This is a genomic window from Klebsiella sp. AqSCr (genome assembly GCF_008452795.1).
GTDB lineage: Bacteria > Pseudomonadota > Gammaproteobacteria > Enterobacterales > Enterobacteriaceae > Klebsiella > Klebsiella pneumoniae.
In genome coordinates, this window is record NZ_MJDM01000005.1 from 2,594,775 (window position 1) to 2,610,354 (window position 15,580).

At 53.3% G+C, this 15,580-nt stretch carries 21 protein-coding genes and 1 rRNA gene; 6 read left to right on the top strand and 16 right to left on the bottom strand.

The window, feature by feature from the left end:
* Positions 1 to 52: 52 nt before the first annotated feature.
* A 16S ribosomal RNA gene (locus BHE81_RS16750) occupies positions 53 to 1,592 on the bottom strand.
* Between the two features lie 471 nt (positions 1,593 to 2,063).
* Between BHE81_RS16750 and BHE81_RS16755 the strand changes: the two genes are divergently transcribed.
* Positions 2,064 to 2,618 (top strand): gamma carbonic anhydrase family protein, encoded by a 555-nt coding sequence (locus BHE81_RS16755; protein ID WP_002919123.1) that lies wholly within the window; start codon positions 2,064 to 2,066, stop codon positions 2,616 to 2,618.
* On the opposite strand, the gene BHE81_RS16760 is transcribed toward BHE81_RS16755, so the two are convergent.
* From BHE81_RS16760 to dprA, 6 genes are read right to left on the bottom strand one after another with little or no spacing between them, the layout of a single operon-like run.
* A complete protein-coding gene (locus BHE81_RS16760) occupies positions 2,594 to 2,851 on the bottom strand; it encodes a DUF1488 domain-containing protein (protein ID WP_023301465.1) in 258 nt (85 codons plus the stop codon). The two genes, BHE81_RS16755 and BHE81_RS16760, sit on opposite strands and share 25 nt — an antisense overlap.
* Complete coding sequence (aroE, locus tag BHE81_RS16765; RefSeq protein ID WP_002919126.1) at positions 2,848 to 3,666, bottom strand: shikimate dehydrogenase; 819 nt, start codon at positions 3,664 to 3,666, stop codon at positions 2,848 to 2,850. The genes BHE81_RS16760 and aroE overlap by 4 nt, the downstream gene beginning before the upstream one ends.
* Before the next feature lie 3 nt (positions 3,667 to 3,669).
* The gene (gene tsaC / locus BHE81_RS16770) at positions 3,670 to 4,242 is read right to left on the bottom strand and encodes an L-threonylcarbamoyladenylate synthase type 1 TsaC (protein WP_023301464.1); all 573 of its coding nucleotides are present in this window, start codon (positions 4,240 to 4,242) and stop codon (positions 3,670 to 3,672) included.
* A gap of 4 nt (positions 4,243 to 4,246) precedes the next feature.
* A complete protein-coding gene (locus BHE81_RS16775; RefSeq protein ID WP_004145330.1) occupies positions 4,247 to 4,789 on the bottom strand; it encodes a type I DNA topoisomerase in 543 nt (180 codons plus the stop codon).
* A gap of 26 nt (positions 4,790 to 4,815) precedes the next feature.
* Positions 4,816 to 5,289, bottom strand: coding sequence for a DUF494 family protein Smg (smg, locus tag BHE81_RS16780; RefSeq protein ID WP_002919137.1), 474 nt, complete (start codon positions 5,287 to 5,289; stop codon positions 4,816 to 4,818).
* Complete coding sequence (gene dprA, locus BHE81_RS16785; RefSeq protein ID WP_009308684.1) at positions 5,261 to 6,385, bottom strand: DNA-protecting protein DprA; 1,125 nt, start codon at positions 6,383 to 6,385, stop codon at positions 5,261 to 5,263. The genes smg and dprA overlap by 29 nt, the downstream gene beginning before the upstream one ends.
* Before the next feature lie 128 nt (positions 6,386 to 6,513).
* Between dprA and def the strand changes: the two genes are divergently transcribed.
* From def to mscL, 5 genes are all read left to right on the top strand, one after another.
* Positions 6,514 to 7,023, top strand: a complete 510-nt coding sequence (def, locus tag BHE81_RS16790; protein ID WP_004150006.1) for a peptide deformylase — start codon at positions 6,514 to 6,516, stop codon at positions 7,021 to 7,023.
* Between the two features lie 14 nt (positions 7,024 to 7,037).
* On the top strand, positions 7,038 to 7,985 hold the full coding sequence (fmt, locus tag BHE81_RS16795; protein WP_004150007.1) for a methionyl-tRNA formyltransferase: 948 nt from the start codon (positions 7,038 to 7,040) through the stop codon (positions 7,983 to 7,985).
* A 52-nt stretch (positions 7,986 to 8,037) separates the two neighbouring features.
* Positions 8,038 to 9,333 carry a 16S rRNA (cytosine(967)-C(5))-methyltransferase RsmB gene (gene rsmB, locus BHE81_RS16800; protein ID WP_009308685.1) on the top strand — a complete coding sequence of 432 codons (1,296 nt, stop codon included), beginning with the start codon at positions 8,038 to 8,040 and terminating at the stop codon, positions 9,331 to 9,333.
* A 13-nt stretch (positions 9,334 to 9,346) separates the two neighbouring features.
* Positions 9,347 to 10,723 (top strand): Trk system potassium transporter TrkA, encoded by a 1,377-nt coding sequence (gene trkA / locus BHE81_RS16805; protein ID WP_002919153.1) that lies wholly within the window; start codon positions 9,347 to 9,349, stop codon positions 10,721 to 10,723.
* 140 nt (positions 10,724 to 10,863) lie between these two features.
* Positions 10,864 to 11,277: a large-conductance mechanosensitive channel protein MscL gene (gene mscL, locus BHE81_RS16810; protein WP_004145325.1), complete on the top strand. Its 414-nt coding sequence runs from the start codon at positions 10,864 to 10,866 to the stop codon at positions 11,275 to 11,277.
* On the opposite strand, the gene BHE81_RS16815 is transcribed toward mscL, so the two are convergent.
* The 9 genes from BHE81_RS16815 to rpmJ form a co-directional block, all read right to left on the bottom strand.
* The gene (locus BHE81_RS16815; protein WP_004145324.1) at positions 11,213 to 11,491 is read right to left on the bottom strand and encodes an alternative ribosome-rescue factor A; all 279 of its coding nucleotides are present in this window, start codon (positions 11,489 to 11,491) and stop codon (positions 11,213 to 11,215) included. The two genes, mscL and BHE81_RS16815, sit on opposite strands and share 65 nt — an antisense overlap.
* Positions 11,492 to 11,548: 57 nt before the next feature.
* Entirely contained in the window at positions 11,549 to 11,974 is a 426-nt protein-coding gene (zntR, locus tag BHE81_RS16820) for a Zn(2+)-responsive transcriptional regulator (RefSeq protein ID WP_004185894.1), read from the bottom strand.
* A 2-nt stretch (positions 11,975 to 11,976) separates the two neighbouring features.
* Complete coding sequence (locus BHE81_RS16825) at positions 11,977 to 12,345, bottom strand: DUF1992 domain-containing protein (protein WP_002919204.1); 369 nt, start codon at positions 12,343 to 12,345, stop codon at positions 11,977 to 11,979.
* Between the two features lie 108 nt (positions 12,346 to 12,453).
* Positions 12,454 to 12,840, bottom strand: a complete 387-nt coding sequence (rplQ, locus tag BHE81_RS16830; protein ID WP_002919206.1) for a 50S ribosomal protein L17 — start codon at positions 12,838 to 12,840, stop codon at positions 12,454 to 12,456.
* Between the two features lie 40 nt (positions 12,841 to 12,880).
* Positions 12,881 to 13,870: a DNA-directed RNA polymerase subunit alpha gene (locus tag BHE81_RS16835; RefSeq protein WP_002919219.1), complete on the bottom strand. Its 990-nt coding sequence runs from the start codon at positions 13,868 to 13,870 to the stop codon at positions 12,881 to 12,883.
* Between the two features lie 25 nt (positions 13,871 to 13,895).
* Positions 13,896 to 14,516, bottom strand: a complete 621-nt coding sequence (gene rpsD / locus BHE81_RS16840) for a 30S ribosomal protein S4 (protein WP_002919224.1) — start codon at positions 14,514 to 14,516, stop codon at positions 13,896 to 13,898.
* Between the two features lie 33 nt (positions 14,517 to 14,549).
* Positions 14,550 to 14,939: a 30S ribosomal protein S11 gene (gene rpsK / locus BHE81_RS16845; protein ID WP_002919257.1), complete on the bottom strand. Its 390-nt coding sequence runs from the start codon at positions 14,937 to 14,939 to the stop codon at positions 14,550 to 14,552.
* 16 nt (positions 14,940 to 14,955) lie between these two features.
* Positions 14,956 to 15,312 (bottom strand): 30S ribosomal protein S13, encoded by a 357-nt coding sequence (gene rpsM / locus BHE81_RS16850; RefSeq protein ID WP_002919259.1) that lies wholly within the window; start codon positions 15,310 to 15,312, stop codon positions 14,956 to 14,958.
* Between the two features lie 146 nt (positions 15,313 to 15,458).
* On the bottom strand, positions 15,459 to 15,575 hold the full coding sequence (gene rpmJ, locus BHE81_RS16855) for a 50S ribosomal protein L36 (RefSeq protein ID WP_000868187.1): 117 nt from the start codon (positions 15,573 to 15,575) through the stop codon (positions 15,459 to 15,461).
* Positions 15,576 to 15,580 lie beyond the last annotated feature (5 nt).

Sequence of the window (15,580 nt, forward strand, 5' to 3'; positions counted from 1 at the left end):
CTATTTTCATCAGACAATCTGTGTGAGCACTGCAAAGGCAGGTTCTTTAAGGTAAGGAGGTGATCCAACCGCAGGTTCCCCTACGGTTACCTTGTTACGACTTCACCCCAGTCATGAATCACAAAGTGGTAAGCGCCCTCCCGAAGGTTAAGCTACCTACTTCTTTTGCAACCCACTCCCATGGTGTGACGGGCGGTGTGTACAAGGCCCGGGAACGTATTCACCGTAGCATTCTGATCTACGATTACTAGCGATTCCGACTTCATGGAGTCGAGTTGCAGACTCCAATCCGGACTACGACATACTTTATGAGGTCCGCTTGCTCTCGCGAGGTCGCTTCTCTTTGTATATGCCATTGTAGCACGTGTGTAGCCCTGGTCGTAAGGGCCATGATGACTTGACGTCATCCCCACCTTCCTCCAGTTTATCACTGGCAGTCTCCTTTGAGTTCCCGGCCTAACCGCTGGCAACAAAGGATAAGGGTTGCGCTCGTTGCGGGACTTAACCCAACATTTCACAACACGAGCTGACGACAGCCATGCAGCACCTGTCTCACAGTTCCCGAAGGCACCAATCCATCTCTGGAAAGTTCTGTGGATGTCAAGACCAGGTAAGGTTCTTCGCGTTGCATCGAATTAAACCACATGCTCCACCGCTTGTGCGGGCCCCCGTCAATTCATTTGAGTTTTAACCTTGCGGCCGTACTCCCCAGGCGGTCGATTTAACGCGTTAGCTCCGGAAGCCACGCCTCAAGGGCACAACCTCCAAATCGACATCGTTTACGGCGTGGACTACCAGGGTATCTAATCCTGTTTGCTCCCCACGCTTTCGCACCTGAGCGTCAGTCTTTGTCCAGGGGGCCGCCTTCGCCACCGGTATTCCTCCAGATCTCTACGCATTTCACCGCTACACCTGGAATTCTACCCCCCTCTACAAGACTCTAGCCTGCCAGTTTCGAATGCAGTTCCCAGGTTGAGCCCGGGGATTTCACATCCGACTTGACAGACCGCCTGCGTGCGCTTTACGCCCAGTAATTCCGATTAACGCTTGCACCCTCCGTATTACCGCGGCTGCTGGCACGGAGTTAGCCGGTGCTTCTTCTGCGGGTAACGTCAATCGCCAAGGTTATTAACCTTAACGCCTTCCTCCCCGCTGAAAGTGCTTTACAACCCGAAGGCCTTCTTCACACACGCGGCATGGCTGCATCAGGCTTGCGCCCATTGTGCAATATTCCCCACTGCTGCCTCCCGTAGGAGTCTGGACCGTGTCTCAGTTCCAGTGTGGCTGGTCATCCTCTCAGACCAGCTAGGGATCGTCGCCTAGGTGAGCCGTTACCCCACCTACTAGCTAATCCCATCTGGGCACATCTGATGGCATGAGGCCCGAAGGTCCCCCACTTTGGTCTTGCGACATTATGCGGTATTAGCTACCGTTTCCAGTAGTTATCCCCCTCCATCAGGCAGTTTCCCAGACATTACTCACCCGTCCGCCGCTCGTCACCCGAGAGCAAGCTCTCTGTGCTACCGCTCGACTTGCATGTGTTAGGCCTGCCGCCAGCGTTCAATCTGAGCCATGATCAAACTCTTCAATTTAAGTTTGATGCTCAAAGAATTAAACTTCGTAATGAATTACGTGTTCACTCTTGAGACTTGGTATTCATTTTTCGTCCGAGGACGTTAAGAATCCATGTCACTTTGAGTGCCCACACAGATTGTCTGATAAATTGTTAAAGAGCAGTTGCGACGCGCTTTAGCGCTCTGTCGCGAGGTGGCGTATATTACGCTTTCCTCTTTCAGAGTCAACCCGTTTTTCAGGATTTTTCTCTGCAACCGAACCGACTGTTTGTGTGAAGTGATTCACATCTGCCGTGTCAGTGGGTGCGCATTATAGGGATCCCATTTTTTTGCACAAGCCTTTTTTCGATCTTTTTTTCTGAATGGTGATTTTTCACCCTTTTCGCCGTGTAATTGCACGATTTGCTCAATTTTCACCGTTTTCAGGGGTTGCACAGGGAGATAAAAGCCACCAAAGTCTTCTTATGCTCCCGTATTTTTGAGGTCTATATGTCTGCTCAGCTGCGCCCCTACAAAGCATTTTTCCCACAAATCGGTCTTCGCGTCATGATTGACGCATCCAGCGTCGTCATCGGCGATGTCAGAATTGCCGATGACGTCAGCGTCTGGCCTCTGGTGGCCATTCGCGGCGACGTCAACTATGTATCGATAGGTCAACGCAGCAATATTCAGGACGGTAGCGTTCTCCATGTGACCCATAAGTCCTCTTATAAGCCGGAGGGAAATCCGCTGATCATTGGTGAGGATGTAACTGTTGGTCATAAAGTGATGCTGCACGGCTGCACTATCGGCAACCGCGTACTGGTTGGCATGGGTTCGATCTTATTAGATGGTGTCGTCGTTGGCGACGACGTCATGATAGGTGCGGGAAGTCTGGTACCGCAGAACAAACAGCTGGAAAGCGGCTACCTTTACTTTGGCAATCCGGTCAAACAGATCCGCCCCCTGACAGAGGCGGAACGGGAAGGACTCAAGTATTCAGCAAATAACTATGTGAAATGGAAAAATGAGTACCTGGATCAGGATAACCAGATCCAGCCCTGAGCATCTTCCTGACCATCGCGGATCAATGCTTCTGCCTCTTCCTCTAGATCCCAACGATGTTCCTGGAAGGCGGCCAGCCACTGCGCTGGCCCCTCTGCGCCGAAACGCTGCTGCAGGGTTTGCCCTGAAATTGCGCAGGTTAATTGCATCCCATTCACCAGCGCGGGAAAAACCACGCCCTGCCGTTCGGCATCCCATGATTCCCGGTCAGGAAACTGAATCGCCTGATTCATGCATTCAGTTCCTGCTGCAGCGTTTCAATGACCGGAGCGATAGCCGGCAGAACGCCGTGCCATAGCAGAACAGCATGGGCGGCTTGCGCCACCAGCATTCCCAGCCCATCGGCACAGTGAACTGCGCCATATTGCTGGCACCAGTGAAGAAACGGTGTCGGCCCTTTCTGGTAAAACATGTCATAGCAATATACGTCAGCGTTGACAATAGATGCCGGGATAGCTGGTACATCACCGTCTATTCCACTGGACGTCGCATTGACGATCAGATCGAATGTTTCCCCGGATAAGGTATCCATCTCCCTTGCGCTAACGCTCCCGGTATGGGCGAAGAGAGTGGCTAACTCACGGGCACGAGAATAGGTGCGATTCACGATCGTGACGGCGCATCCCAGCGACAGAAGCGGCAAAAGAACCCCGCGAGATGCCCCACCAGCACCAACCAGCAGGATCCGTTGGCGTGGCTTAATGAATCCCAGGCGTTCCAGATCGCTCAGAAGACCAATACCGTCGGTGTTGTCCCCCAGTAAACGGCCATCTTCCAGGCGTTTCAGGGTGTTTACTGCTCCCGCCAGCGCTGCGCGTTCTGTCAGTTCGTCGGCACGCGCAAAGGCTTCCTCTTTAAAAGGAACGGTGACGTTGGCCCCCTTTCCTCCTTCTGCAAAGAACTGATTCAGAGAAGAGACAAAATCGTCCAGCGGCGCCAGTACACGTCCATAAGGATGAGTAATTCCTAACTGGCGGGCAAACAGCTGATGAATAGCAGGCGACTTGCTGTGCGCGATCGGATTACCAAAAACGGCATAGGTTTCCATGGTTCACCCCTGGCGGAACAGTTCACCCGTCAGGGCATCACGAATTTCAGATGGGTTTTGCCGGCCGCCCGTAGCGCCATCCACCACCGGGAAGCTGTCGCCAAACTGAGCATGGACCTCTGCGGTAGTACGGCACGGTGGTTGCCCGGTGAGATTGGCGCTGGTCGAAACCAGTGGTTTTCCGTAGGCTTCGCACAATTCGATTACCAGCGGATGGTTAGTCACGCGTACGGCCAGTGAATCAAAACGTCCAGTCAGCCAGCGCGGCGTTTCAGGACGCGCCGGGAATACAAACGTCACCGGTCCCGGCCAGCAAGAGAAGATGGCTTCCCGCTGTGAGTCACTTAACCGTGAATCATCAATATAGGGCTTCAGTTGCTCAAAGCTGGCGGCGATAAGGATCAATCCTTTCTCAACGGGACGCTGCTTCAGCTCCAGCAGGCGCATAACGGCCGTTTCGCTGTCAGGGTCGCAGCCGACGCCAAACACGGCTTCGGTGGGATAGGCGATGACATGTTCATTTTTCAGGACCGCCACGGCATGGACGACGGCTTCGGAGGGCAGGTTATTGTTCACTGATTTATTCCGCCGGGATCGGCTTTCCACATTGTTTACTGGCACAGAAGCGTCTGAGCCCCTGCGCCGTCTTCTTTTCTATTAACAGCGGGTAATGGCATTCAGGGCATTCGCCCGCCACCGGTTTAAAATTGATAACGAACTGGCAATCAGGATAGCGATCGCAGGAGTGAAAGGTTTTACCGAAACGGGAACGACGCTGGACCAGATGGCCTTGTCCGCACTGCGGGCAAGCGATAGCCGTCTCATCGGGTTTATCAATCAGCTCGGTATGTTCACATTCCGGATAGCGGCTACAGCCAATGAACATCCCAAAACGCCCCTGGCGTAACACCATAACCGCACCGCACGATGGGCACTCTTGCCCCTCCAGCACCTTAACGATATGCCCATCCGCCTGGCTTTTCAGGGGACGAATATAGTCACAGTCCGGATAATGCGAACAGCCGAGAAACGGGCCATGTTTCCCGGAACGGATCACCAGTTCGGCCCCGCACTGCGGGCAGGGCTCATTTTTACGCACCGAAAACAGTGCTGATTTGGTCATAACAACTCGATGTTGCTGCAAAAAGATTAATGCAGCATACCTTCATTTACTTCGAAGAGTAATTCTTCCATTTGCTGATAGGCGTTTTCACAGCCCGGAATATTGAACAGTACCATCAGGATGACCCATTTCAGGTCTTCCAGCTCAAATTCCGCCGTATCCAGCGCCAGTACGCGCTCTATCACCATTTCTCGCGTTTCGAGGTTCAACACCTGAATCTGCTCGAGGAAGAGTAAAAACCCCCGGCAACTGGCATCCAGACGCTGGCACTCCTCTTCGGTATATACCCGAAGAGAGAGCGGGTCGGAAGCGAGCTGCATGGGTTCAACGAGACCCTCCTGATAATCAGCCAGTTTCTCGAGCCACATTAACGCGTTATAGATGTCTTCCCGCTCAAAACCCGCATCGGTAAGATCCCGCGTCAGTTTGTCCTGATCCACGCGCATTTCTGCTTCGCTATGGATGTAAGTTTCAAACAAATACATGAGTACGTCGAACATGGCTTGCCCTCCTTAATCGGACATAGCCGCCGGGTACAGCTGCGATCCAGCCTGCTAACTCCAGTTCAAGTAGCTGAGCTACGGTTACTGGCACAGATTGGCCGGCACGTTCAGCGACAACGTCAACAGGTGTTACCTCATCTCCTACGTTAGCCAGGAGCTCCGGAAATGGCAATGCTACAGACGGCTGATCGACGCAAATATTTATCGAATCAGACGTATCAGTCAGCCAGGCCAGCTCGTTATGCCAGTATTCCACAATATCCTCTGGCGAGGTCACTGGCACCGCGCCTTGCTTAATTAACCAGTGCGGGCCTTCCGATCCCGGATTGCCTATCGGGCCAGGCAGGGCGAACACATCCCTTCCCTGCTCCAGGGCGCAGCGGACGGTGACTAGCGATCCGCTTCGCAACGCCGCCTCAATCACCAGCACGCCCAGGCTTAAGCCGCTGATAATCCGGTTGCGTCTGGGGAAATGTGCGGGAAGCGGCGGCGTAATGAGTGGAAATTCAGATACCAGCGTACCGCCATTGTCGATGATCTGCCGGGCGAGGGTTGCATGGCGCCGCGGATACACCTGACTCAGCCCATTGCCCAGTACCGCGATAGTTTTACCCTCCGCTGCCAGCGCGCCGCGGTGCGCGACCCCGTCAATGCCTAACGCCAGCCCACTGGTGATGGTAATCCCTTTATGCGCCAGCGTTTCGCTGAACAGTTTCCCCCAGCGGGCGCCATACCAGGAGTGCGAGCGACTGCCAATAACGGCAAGCTGCGCGCTGTGAAGCAGGGCGAGGTCGCCGCTGACCAGCAACGCGCCGGGGTAATCAGCGATAGCCTTTAACCGCAATGGATAGCGCGGATCGTCACCCCGTAACAGATGATGATCCGGTTGTTCCAGCCAGCGCCGCGTCTCGTCAAGCTCATGCTCGTCAAGCCGGAAAAATAACTTTGCCTGCGCCGCGGTCATCCCGACGGCATGCAGCGCTTCACGATCAACGCTGGCGGCTGCGCATAAGCGCTGAGCGACCTCTACCATCCTGTCGCCATACAAGCTACTGACCTTCATCAGCCGCAGCCAAATCTCGTCGGGCGTCATCCTTACCCCCTGCCATAAGCGGTATTGACAATCTTTGCGATTGGACAGTGAGACTGTCAATTGCAGGGGGTTTTGTCTAGAATAGAGCTAATAATCTTATCAACTCCTGAATACGACTCTGGAACTTTATGGCAGTTTTGCAAGTGTTACATATTCCGGACGAGCGCCTTCGCAAAGTCGCCGAGCCGGTCAAAGAAGTGAATGCGGAAATTCAGCGTATCGTCGATGATATGTTCGACACCATGTACGCCGAGGAAGGCATCGGTCTGGCCGCAACCCAGGTCGATATCCATCAGCGCATTATCGTTATTGATGTGTCGGAAAATCGTGAAGAGCAGCTGGTATTAATTAACCCGGAAATGCTGGAGAAAGATGGCGAAACCGGTATTGAAGAAGGCTGCTTGTCTATTCCTGAACAGCGCGCCCTGGTGCCGCGTGCGGAAAAAGTGAAGATCCGGGCACTGGATCGCAATGGTAAGCCGTTTGAACTGGAGGCCGATGGCCTGCTGGCTATCTGTATCCAGCATGAGATGGATCACCTGGTCGGCAAACTGTTTATTGACTATCTGTCACCACTCAAACAACAGCGCATTCGTCAGAAGGTAGAGAAACTGGATCGTTTACGTTCCCGTGCCTGATAACAAGGAATACCGTGTCACAATCACTACGTATCATTTTCGCCGGCACCCCTGATTTTGCAGCGCGTCATCTTGATGCGCTGCTGTCGTCTGAACATCAGGTTGTTGGCGTATTCACTCAGCCTGATCGCCCTGCTGGTCGCGGCAAAAAATTGATGCCAAGCCCGGTAAAAGTGCTGGCAGAAGCCCATAACTTACCTGTGTTCCAGCCATCCTCCCTGCGTCCGCAGGATAACCAGCGGTTAGTCGCCGATCTCGGAGCCGATATTATGGTGGTAGTGGCGTACGGTCTGATTCTGCCTAAAGCGGTGCTGGAGATGCCCCGTCTGGGCTGTATCAACGTTCACGGCTCGCTGCTACCGCGCTGGCGTGGCGCAGCGCCAATTCAGCGTTCACTGTGGGCGGGGGATAGCGAAACTGGCGTAACCATCATGCAGATGGACGTCGGCCTTGATACGGGGGATATGCTGTATAAGCTTTCCTGCCCCATTACCGCAGAGGATACCAGCGGCAGCCTGTACGATAAGCTGGCCGAGCTCGGCCCTCAGGGGCTGCTGGCAACGTTAGCCCAGCTGGCCAACGGCACCGCACGGCCTGAAGTACAAGATGAATCGCTGGTGTGCCATGCCGAAAAGCTGAGTAAAGAAGAGGCTCGTATCGATTGGTCGCTTTCCGCTGCGCAGTTGGAACGCTGCATCCGCGCGTTTAATCCGTGGCCAATGAGCTGGCTGGAAATTGACGGACAACCGGTAAAAGTGTGGCGGGCATCGGTCATCGCCGAAGCCGCTCACGCCGAACCGGGTACTATCGTGGCAGCAACCAAACAGGGTATTCAGGTCGCCACGGGGGATGGGATCCTCAGCCTGGAGTCGCTACAGCCTGCGGGTAAAAAAGCGATGAGCGCCCAGGACTTACTCAATTCCCGCCGGGAGTGGTTTATCCCTGGCACCCGTCTCGCCTGACGGTCGTCTCTTCTGAAGCCCGGGTTCGCCGGGCATTTTTATTTTTGCGCTTATGAAAAAGAATATAAATTTACGCAGCCTGGCCGCCCAGGCTATCGAACAAGTTGTTGAAAAAGGGCAGTCTTTAAGCAACGTACTGCCCCCTCTACAGCAGAAAGTCAGCGATAAAGATAAAGCGCTACTGCAGGAGTTGTGCTTTGGTGTACTACGTACTCTAAGCCAGCTGGAGTGGCTTATCAGCAAGCTAATGGCGCGTCCGATGACCGGCAAACAGCGCACCGTGCACTTTCTGATCATGGTTGGTCTCTATCAGTTACTCTACACCCGCATTCCCCCGCATGCCGCGCTGGCGGAAACGGTAGAAGGCGCGGTGGCCATTAAACGCCCGCAGCTTAAAGGGCTGATCAACGGCGTGCTACGCCAGTTCCAGCGCCAGCAGGAAGCGTTGTTAGCCGAATTTGCTGAGCATGAAAACCGCTATCTTCATCCCAAATGGCTGCTGAAACGCCTGCAGCAGGCCTGGCCGCAGCAGTGGCAGGAGATCGTCGAGGCGAACAACCAGCGCCCGCCGATGTGGCTGCGCGTTAACCGCAACCATCATTCCCGGGATGAGTGGCTTGCCCTGCTTAACGAGGCCGGTTTAGAGGGCTTTACCCACCCTGATTATCCGGACGCCGTACGCTTGGCCACTCCTGCCCCGGTCCACGCGTTACCAGGCTTTGCCGAAGGCTGGGTGACCGTCCAGGACGCCTCGGCCCAGGGCTGTATACGTTATCTGCAGCCGGAAAACGGCGAACGCATTCTCGATCTCTGCGCCGCGCCGGGCGGGAAGACGACGCATATTCTGGAAGTCGCTCCCCAGGCTCAGGTTATGGCAGTGGATATTGATGAACAGCGTCTGTCCCGCGTCTATGACAACCTGAAGCGTCTGGGTGTAAAAGCGGAAGTAAAACAGGGCGATGGTCGCTTCCCTGAGCAGTGGTGTGGCAATGAGCAGTTCGATCGTATTCTGCTGGATGCTCCCTGCTCCGCAACCGGCGTTATTCGCCGCCATCCGGATATCAAATGGCTGCGCCGGGATCGGGATATCGCCGAGTTAGCCCAACTGCAGGCCGAGATCCTCAATGCCATCTGGGGGCACCTGAAGCCAGGCGGCACGCTGGTTTACGCAACCTGTTCTATTCTGCCGGAAGAGAACAGTCAGCAAATTGCCGCCTTCCTCGCGCGAACTCCGGATGCAGAACTTCACGCAACCGGCACGCCGGCGAGCCCCGGGCAGCAAAATCTGCCGGGCGTGGAAGAAGGTGATGGCTTCTTTTACGCTAAGCTAATCAAACGTCGGAACTAATGGGTTACTGCAGATGAAGATTATTATTCTGGGCGCCGGCCAGGTCGGCGGCACGCTGGCGGAAAACCTCGTCGGCGAGAACAATGATATTACGCTGGTTGATACCAATGGCGACCGTCTGCGCAGCCTGCAGGATAAGTTCGACCTGCGTGTCGTCCAGGGGCATGGCTCTCACCCTCGCGTACTGCGCGAGGCGGGAGCCGATGATGCCGATATGCTGGTAGCGGTCACTAGTTCGGACGAAACCAACATGGTGGCCTGCCAGGTCGCTTACTCATTGTTCAATACGCCAAACCGCATAGCGCGTATTCGTGCGCCTGATTACGTTCGTGATGCGGAAAAGCTCTTCAACTCTGAAGCGGTACCCATCGATCACTTAATCGCTCCGGAACAACTGGTCATCGACAACATCCACCGTCTGATCGAATATCCCGGCGCGCTGCAGGTCGTGAACTTCGCCGAAGGAAAAGTCAGTCTCGCGGTAGTAAAAGCCTATTATGGTGGCCCGCTGGTGGGGAATGCCTTATCCACTATGCGGGAGCATATGCCGCATATCGATACGCGCGTGGCCGCCATTTTCCGCCACGATCGCCCCATCCGCCCGCAGGGCTCGACGATTGTCGAGGCCGGAGATGAAGTCTTCTTTATTGCCGCCTCGCAGCATATTCGCGCGGTCATGAGCGAACTGCAGCGACTGGAAAAGCCGTATAAGCGTATTATGCTGGTCGGCGGGGGCAATATTGGCGCGGGTCTGGCCCATAAGCTGGAAAAAGATTACAGCGTTAAGCTTATCGAACGTAATCAGCAGCGGGCCGCTGAGCTGGCGGAAAAGCTGCAGCATACTATCGTCTTCTACGGGGATGCATCGGACCAGGAGCTGTTAGCTGAAGAGCATATTGACCAGGTGGACCTGTTTATTGCCGTCACTAACGACGACGAAGCCAATATTATGTCGGCTATGTTGGCCAAGCGAATGGGCGCGAAAAAAGTGATGGTGCTAATCCAGCGCAGAGCCTACGTGGATCTGGTCCAGGGTAGCGTCATCGATATTGCGATTTCGCCTCAGCAGGCCACAATTTCCGCACTCCTCAGTCATGTCCGTAAAGCCGATATTGTCGGCGTCTCCTCCTTGCGCCGCGGCGTTGCAGAAGCGATTGAGGCAGTCGCGCACGGCGATGAGAGCACCTCCCGGGTAGTCGGGCGTTCGATCGATGAGATCAAACTTCCACCGGGCACGATCATCGGCGCCGTCGTGCGGGGCAATGACGTGATGATCGCCAATAATAATCTACGGATCGAGCAGGGCGACCATGTGATCATGTTTTTGACCGATAAGAAGTTTATTTCCGATGTCGAAAGGCTGTTCCAGCCAAGTCCTTTCTTCCTGTAATTCCCAGGGCGCCGAACAGGCGCCTTTTTATTATCCCTTATTATTCAAAGGTTAATATTTTGCAGTAACTATCTGCTGGGAATGGCAAATGAAAATACATTTGTTAAACTTACAACGTCAGCTGGCACAAGGAGAATAAAATGAGTTTTTTAAAAGAGTTTCGCGAATTCGCGATGCGCGGGAACGTTGTCGATTTGGCAGTGGGTGTGATCATCGGTGCAGCATTCGGTAAAATTGTTTCATCACTGGTCGCGGATATTATTATGCCGCCACTCGGCCTGTTGATTGGCGGGATCGATTTTAAACAGTTTGCCGTCACGCTACGTGATGCCCAGGGCGATGTCCCGGCTGTGGTGATGCATTATGGGGTATTCATTCAAAACGTTTTCGATTTCATCATCGTCGCGTTTGCCATCTTCATGGCGATTAAATTGATGAATAAGTTAAATCGTAAGAAAGAAGAGGCTCCGGCGGCACCGCCAGCTCCCTCTAAAGAAGAAGTTCTGCTGAGCGAAATTCGCGATCTGCTGAAAGAACAAAACAACCGTTCTTAATCAGCAGAGAAAGCAGAAGGCCAGTGGTAAAAAAGCGATTCGCTTGCTTGCCACTGGCCTCCCGATCAATCCTTCCTGCATGTTTATCTTTACGTTGATAGCTTCCTTTCCCTTTCTTGTTTTTCTCTACGCGCTGCCTGAATAACGGATCGTGGAGAAGTGCCTCAATGGCGTTATCTTTAATTTGTCCTTTAGTATGCTGATAGCGACTCATAGTTACTCCGGTATATGTATAAACTCGGCGCGAGTGTAGATCCGCGCGTTTAAAAAATCAACGTCCGCCATTGCCGTTGCTGGCCCCTTGTTCAAGGGCCTCAAGGATAGAACAGTAAACGCTGCTGTGGGCAGTGCCGCAACAGGCATCGTTGAGCCGCTGCAGAGAGCGGCGCATCGTCTGTAGCTCTTTAATCCGCGCCTCGACTTCACTTAATCGCGCCTGAACGATCCCTTTCGACTCCTGACAGGTATGATGCTCCGGATCGATGCGGATCGACAATAATTCGCGGATCGCTTCCAGGGTGAAACCCAGTTGTCGGGCATAACGAATAAAGCGCAGCCGTTGAAGATCGTTATCCGAGTACAGACGAAATCCTCCCTCGGTGCGTATGTCATGATCCATCATCTGCTGCTTTTCATAGTAGCGGATGGTATCAGGCGTCACGTCAGCCAGTTTTGCCAATTCACCAATACGATACATATTTACTCCTGATTTATTTTTTGCAGCAACGCATCGGCGTACTCACCGCGTAAAAAGTCGGTGTTCAGACCTGCCTGACGTAACTTCAGCTCGAGCAGGGCAAGGCGTTTGCTAAGTTCGGCATGACGCGGATCGTCCTGACGGACGCCATTCAGTAAGTCTGCCAGAGCCAACGCTTCTTTGCGTTGCTCCAGTTCCGGAGGAAGACATCCTGCATTTTTCAGAAGGCGATAGCCTGCCCGCAACTCCGCCGGCACATGTGAATCGTCATCGAGAGTCAGCGGTTCTCCGCTGCCGGGTAAATTATCGAACTCACCTTTGGTTTGGGCATCGAGGATATGACGTTCCGCCCACTGATCCAGCAACCACATTCTACGGCTCCAGGGGATGAACAAAAAGAGTACAGATAGTGTAGTGAAATGGGGATGGGGTAGATATAAAAAAACCCGCCAGGGCGGGTTTTTTTACGTTACTACAGATTACTCTGCAGCAGCTTCTGCTTTCGGCTCAGCACGATCAACCAGCTCGATGTATGCCATCGGCGCGTTGTCGCCTGCACGGAAGCCACACTTCAGAATGCGAGTGTAACCACCGGCGCGGCTCGCGAAACGCGGGCCCAGCTCGTTAAACAGTTTTGCCACGATCTCGTTATCACGAGTGCGGGCGAATGCCAGACGACGATTAGCAACGCTATCAGTCTTGGCAAGAGTAATCAGCGGCTCAACTACGCGACGCAGTTCTTTCGCTTTCGGCAGGGTCGTCTTGATGATTTCATGACGAACCAGCGAACCTGCCATGTTACGGAACATAGCCTGGCGATGGCTGCTGTTGCGGTTCAGTTGACGACCACTCTTACGATGGCGCATGACCTTATCCTTCTCAGTAAAACCTTAACCTGTGATCCGGTTACTCGTCAGCAATGCTTGCTGGTGGCCAGTTTTCCAGGCGCATGCCCAGAGACAGTCCACGGGAAGCCAGCACGTCTTTAATCTCAGTAAGAGATTTTTTACCCAGGTTCGGCGTTTTCAGCAACTCAACCTCGGTACGCTGTACCAGATCACCGATATAGTGGATAGCTTCTGCCTTGAGGCAGTTAGCAGAGCGGACAGTCAATTCCAGATCGTCAACAGGGCGCAGCAGGATCGGATCGAATTCTGGTTTCTCTTCTTTCACTTCTGGCTGACGTACATCACGTAGGTCAACAAAAGCTTCCAGTTGTTCAGCCAGGATGGTTGCCGCACGACGAATCGCCTCTTCAGGATCGATTGTGCCGTTGGTTTCCATTTCGATGACCAGCTTGTCCAGGTCGGTACGCTGTTCTACACGCGCAGCTTCAACATTGTAGGCAATACGCTCTACAGGGCTGTAGCAGGCGTCGACCAGCAGACGGCCGATTGGGCGCTCATCTTCTTCCGAATGAATTCGGGCAGAAGCCGGCACATAACCGCGACCGCGCTGAACTTTGATACGCATGCTAATAGCAGCGTTCTCATCAGTCAGGTGGCAAATCACGTGCTGCGGCTTGACGATTTCGACATCACCGTCGTGGGTAATGTCGGCTGCGGTCACAGGGCCAATGCCAGATTTATTCAAAGTAAGGATGACTTCATCTTTACCCTGAACTCTCACCGCCAGCCCTTTCAGGTTGAGCAGGATTTCAAGGATGTCTTCCTGAACGCCTTCTTTGGTGCTGTACTCGTGCAGTACACCATCAATCTCAACCTCGGTCACCGCGCAACCCGGCATCGATGAGAGCAGAATACGGCGCAGTGCGTTACCCAGAGTATGGCCGAAGCCACGCTCTAAAGGCTCAAGGGTCACCTTGGCGTGCGTCGAACTCACTTGCTCGATATCGACCAGGCGCGGTTTTAGAAACTCTGTCACAGAACCCTGCATTGTGTCCTCTCTTTGGTACTAAGCTTTACTTGGAGTAAAGCTCGACGATCAGGTGTTCGTTAATGTCCGCAGACAGATCAGAACGCTCCGGCTGACGCTTGAACGTACCTTCCATCTTGCCAGCATCAACTTCCAGCCAGGTTGGCTTTTCACGCTGCTCAGCCAGCTCCAGAGCGGCTTTCACGCGAGATTGCTTTTTCGCTTTCTCACGAATGCTGACAACGTCATTCGCTTTAACCTGATAAGAAGCGATGTTAACAACACGACCGTTTACCATAATCGCTTTGTGGCTAACCAGCTGGCGTGCTTCAGCACGAGTGGCGCCGAAGCCCATACGGTATACAACGTTGTCCAGACGACCTTCCAGCAGAGCCAACAGGTTTTCACCGGTGTTGCCTTTCAGACGTGCTGCTTCTTTATAGTAGTTACGGAACTGACGCTCCAGCACACCGTACATACGGCGAACTTTTTGCTTTTCACGCAACTGCACACCATAGTCAGACAGACGCGGCTTACGCGCACCGTGCTGGCCAGGAGCTTGTTCAATTTTACACTTGGTATCGATCGCGCGAACGCCAGACTTAAGGAATAAGTCGGTGCCCTCACGACGGCTCAGCTTGAGCTTAGGACCCAAATATCTTGCCATTTTCTTTCTCCAACTAACCTGGAAAACGCAGCGTTATACGCGACGTTTTTTCGGCGGACGACAACCGTTATGAGGGATCGGAGTCACATCAGTAATATTAGTGATGCGGAAACCAGCGGCGTTCAGTGCACGAATGGTAGATTCGCGACCCGGACCCGGACCTTTGACCATAACTTCCAGATTCTTGATGCCGTATTCTTTTACGGCTTCTGCGCAACGCTCTGCTGCAACCTGAGCTGCGAACGGAGTGGATTTGCGAGAACCACGGAAACCGGAACCACCGGCTGTTGCCCAACCCAGTGCGTTACCCTGACGATCAGTGATGGTAACGATGGTGTTGTTAAAAGAAGCATGGATATGAGCCACGCCGTCAGAGACTTGTTTTCTTACACGCTTACGTGCACGAATTGGTGCCTTTGCCATTATTCAATCACCCCGATTATTTCTTGATCGGTTTACGCGGACCCTTACGGGTACGTGCGTTGGTCTTGGTACGCTGACCGCGAACCGGGAGACCACGACGATGACGCAAACCACGGTAGCAACCAAGGTCCATCAGACGCTTGATGCTCAGGGTGATTTCACGGCGCAGATCACCTTCAACGACAAATTTACCTACTGCTTCACGCAGAATATCAATTTGTTCTTCAGACAGCTCACTGATCTTAACATTTTCAGCGATGCCCGTTTCAGCGCAGATGGCTTTAGAACGGGTTTTGCCGATACCGAAAATAGCGGTTAAAGCGATAACGGTATGTTTGTGATCAGGAATGTTAATGCCTGCTATACGGGCCACTATGCACTCCTACTATTTAATATGTACGCACCATGCTGAAAAGCCCGTTTTCAGGATACTCAAATGGAAACGTACAGACATACAAAAGATTGGCTGGCTAATCTAGCCAGCTCAATCCAACTTTGCAAGAAAAATATGCGAAAAAATCAGCCTTGGCGCTGTTTATGCTTCGGCTCGGCACTGCAAATCACACGGATGACACCATCACGCTTAACGATTTTGCAGTTACGGCATAATTTCTTGACGGAAGCACGAACTTTCATTTTTA

What these genes read in the sequence shown, in the direction of transcription:
- BHE81_RS16755 (WP_002919123.1), top strand. Translation starts at nt 2,064, where the DNA reads ATGTCTGCTCAGCTGCGCCCCTACAAAGCATTTTTCCCACAAATCGGT.
- BHE81_RS16760 (WP_023301465.1), bottom strand. Translation starts at nt 2,851, where the DNA reads ATGAATCAGGCGATTCAGTTTCCTGACCGGGAATCATGGGATGCCGAA.
- aroE (WP_002919126.1), bottom strand. Translation starts at nt 3,666, where the DNA reads ATGGAAACCTATGCCGTTTTTGGTAATCCGATCGCGCACAGCAAGTCG.
- BHE81_RS16775 (WP_004145330.1), bottom strand. Translation starts at nt 4,789, where the DNA reads ATGACCAAATCAGCACTGTTTTCGGTGCGTAAAAATGAGCCCTGCCCG.
- smg (WP_002919137.1), bottom strand. Translation starts at nt 5,289, where the DNA reads ATGTTCGACGTACTCATGTATTTGTTTGAAACTTACATCCATAGCGAA.
- dprA (WP_009308684.1), bottom strand. Translation starts at nt 6,385, where the DNA reads ATGACGCCCGACGAGATTTGGCTGCGGCTGATGAAGGTCAGTAGCTTG.
- def (WP_004150006.1), top strand. Translation starts at nt 6,514, where the DNA reads ATGGCAGTTTTGCAAGTGTTACATATTCCGGACGAGCGCCTTCGCAAA.
- rsmB (WP_009308685.1), top strand. Translation starts at nt 8,038, where the DNA reads ATGAAAAAGAATATAAATTTACGCAGCCTGGCCGCCCAGGCTATCGAA.
- trkA (WP_002919153.1), top strand. Translation starts at nt 9,347, where the DNA reads ATGAAGATTATTATTCTGGGCGCCGGCCAGGTCGGCGGCACGCTGGCG.
- mscL (WP_004145325.1), top strand. Translation starts at nt 10,864, where the DNA reads ATGAGTTTTTTAAAAGAGTTTCGCGAATTCGCGATGCGCGGGAACGTT.
- BHE81_RS16815 (WP_004145324.1), bottom strand. Translation starts at nt 11,491, where the DNA reads ATGAGTCGCTATCAGCATACTAAAGGACAAATTAAAGATAACGCCATT.
- zntR (WP_004185894.1), bottom strand. Translation starts at nt 11,974, where the DNA reads ATGTATCGTATTGGTGAATTGGCAAAACTGGCTGACGTGACGCCTGAT.
- BHE81_RS16825 (WP_002919204.1), bottom strand. Translation starts at nt 12,345, where the DNA reads ATGTGGTTGCTGGATCAGTGGGCGGAACGTCATATCCTCGATGCCCAA.
- rplQ (WP_002919206.1), bottom strand. Translation starts at nt 12,840, where the DNA reads ATGCGCCATCGTAAGAGTGGTCGTCAACTGAACCGCAACAGCAGCCAT.
- BHE81_RS16835 (WP_002919219.1), bottom strand. Translation starts at nt 13,870, where the DNA reads ATGCAGGGTTCTGTGACAGAGTTTCTAAAACCGCGCCTGGTCGATATC.
- rpsD (WP_002919224.1), bottom strand. Translation starts at nt 14,516, where the DNA reads ATGGCAAGATATTTGGGTCCTAAGCTCAAGCTGAGCCGTCGTGAGGGC.
- rpsK (WP_002919257.1), bottom strand. Translation starts at nt 14,939, where the DNA reads ATGGCAAAGGCACCAATTCGTGCACGTAAGCGTGTAAGAAAACAAGTC.
- rpmJ (WP_000868187.1), bottom strand. Translation starts at nt 15,575, where the DNA reads ATGAAAGTTCGTGCTTCCGTCAAGAAATTATGCCGTAACTGCAAAATC.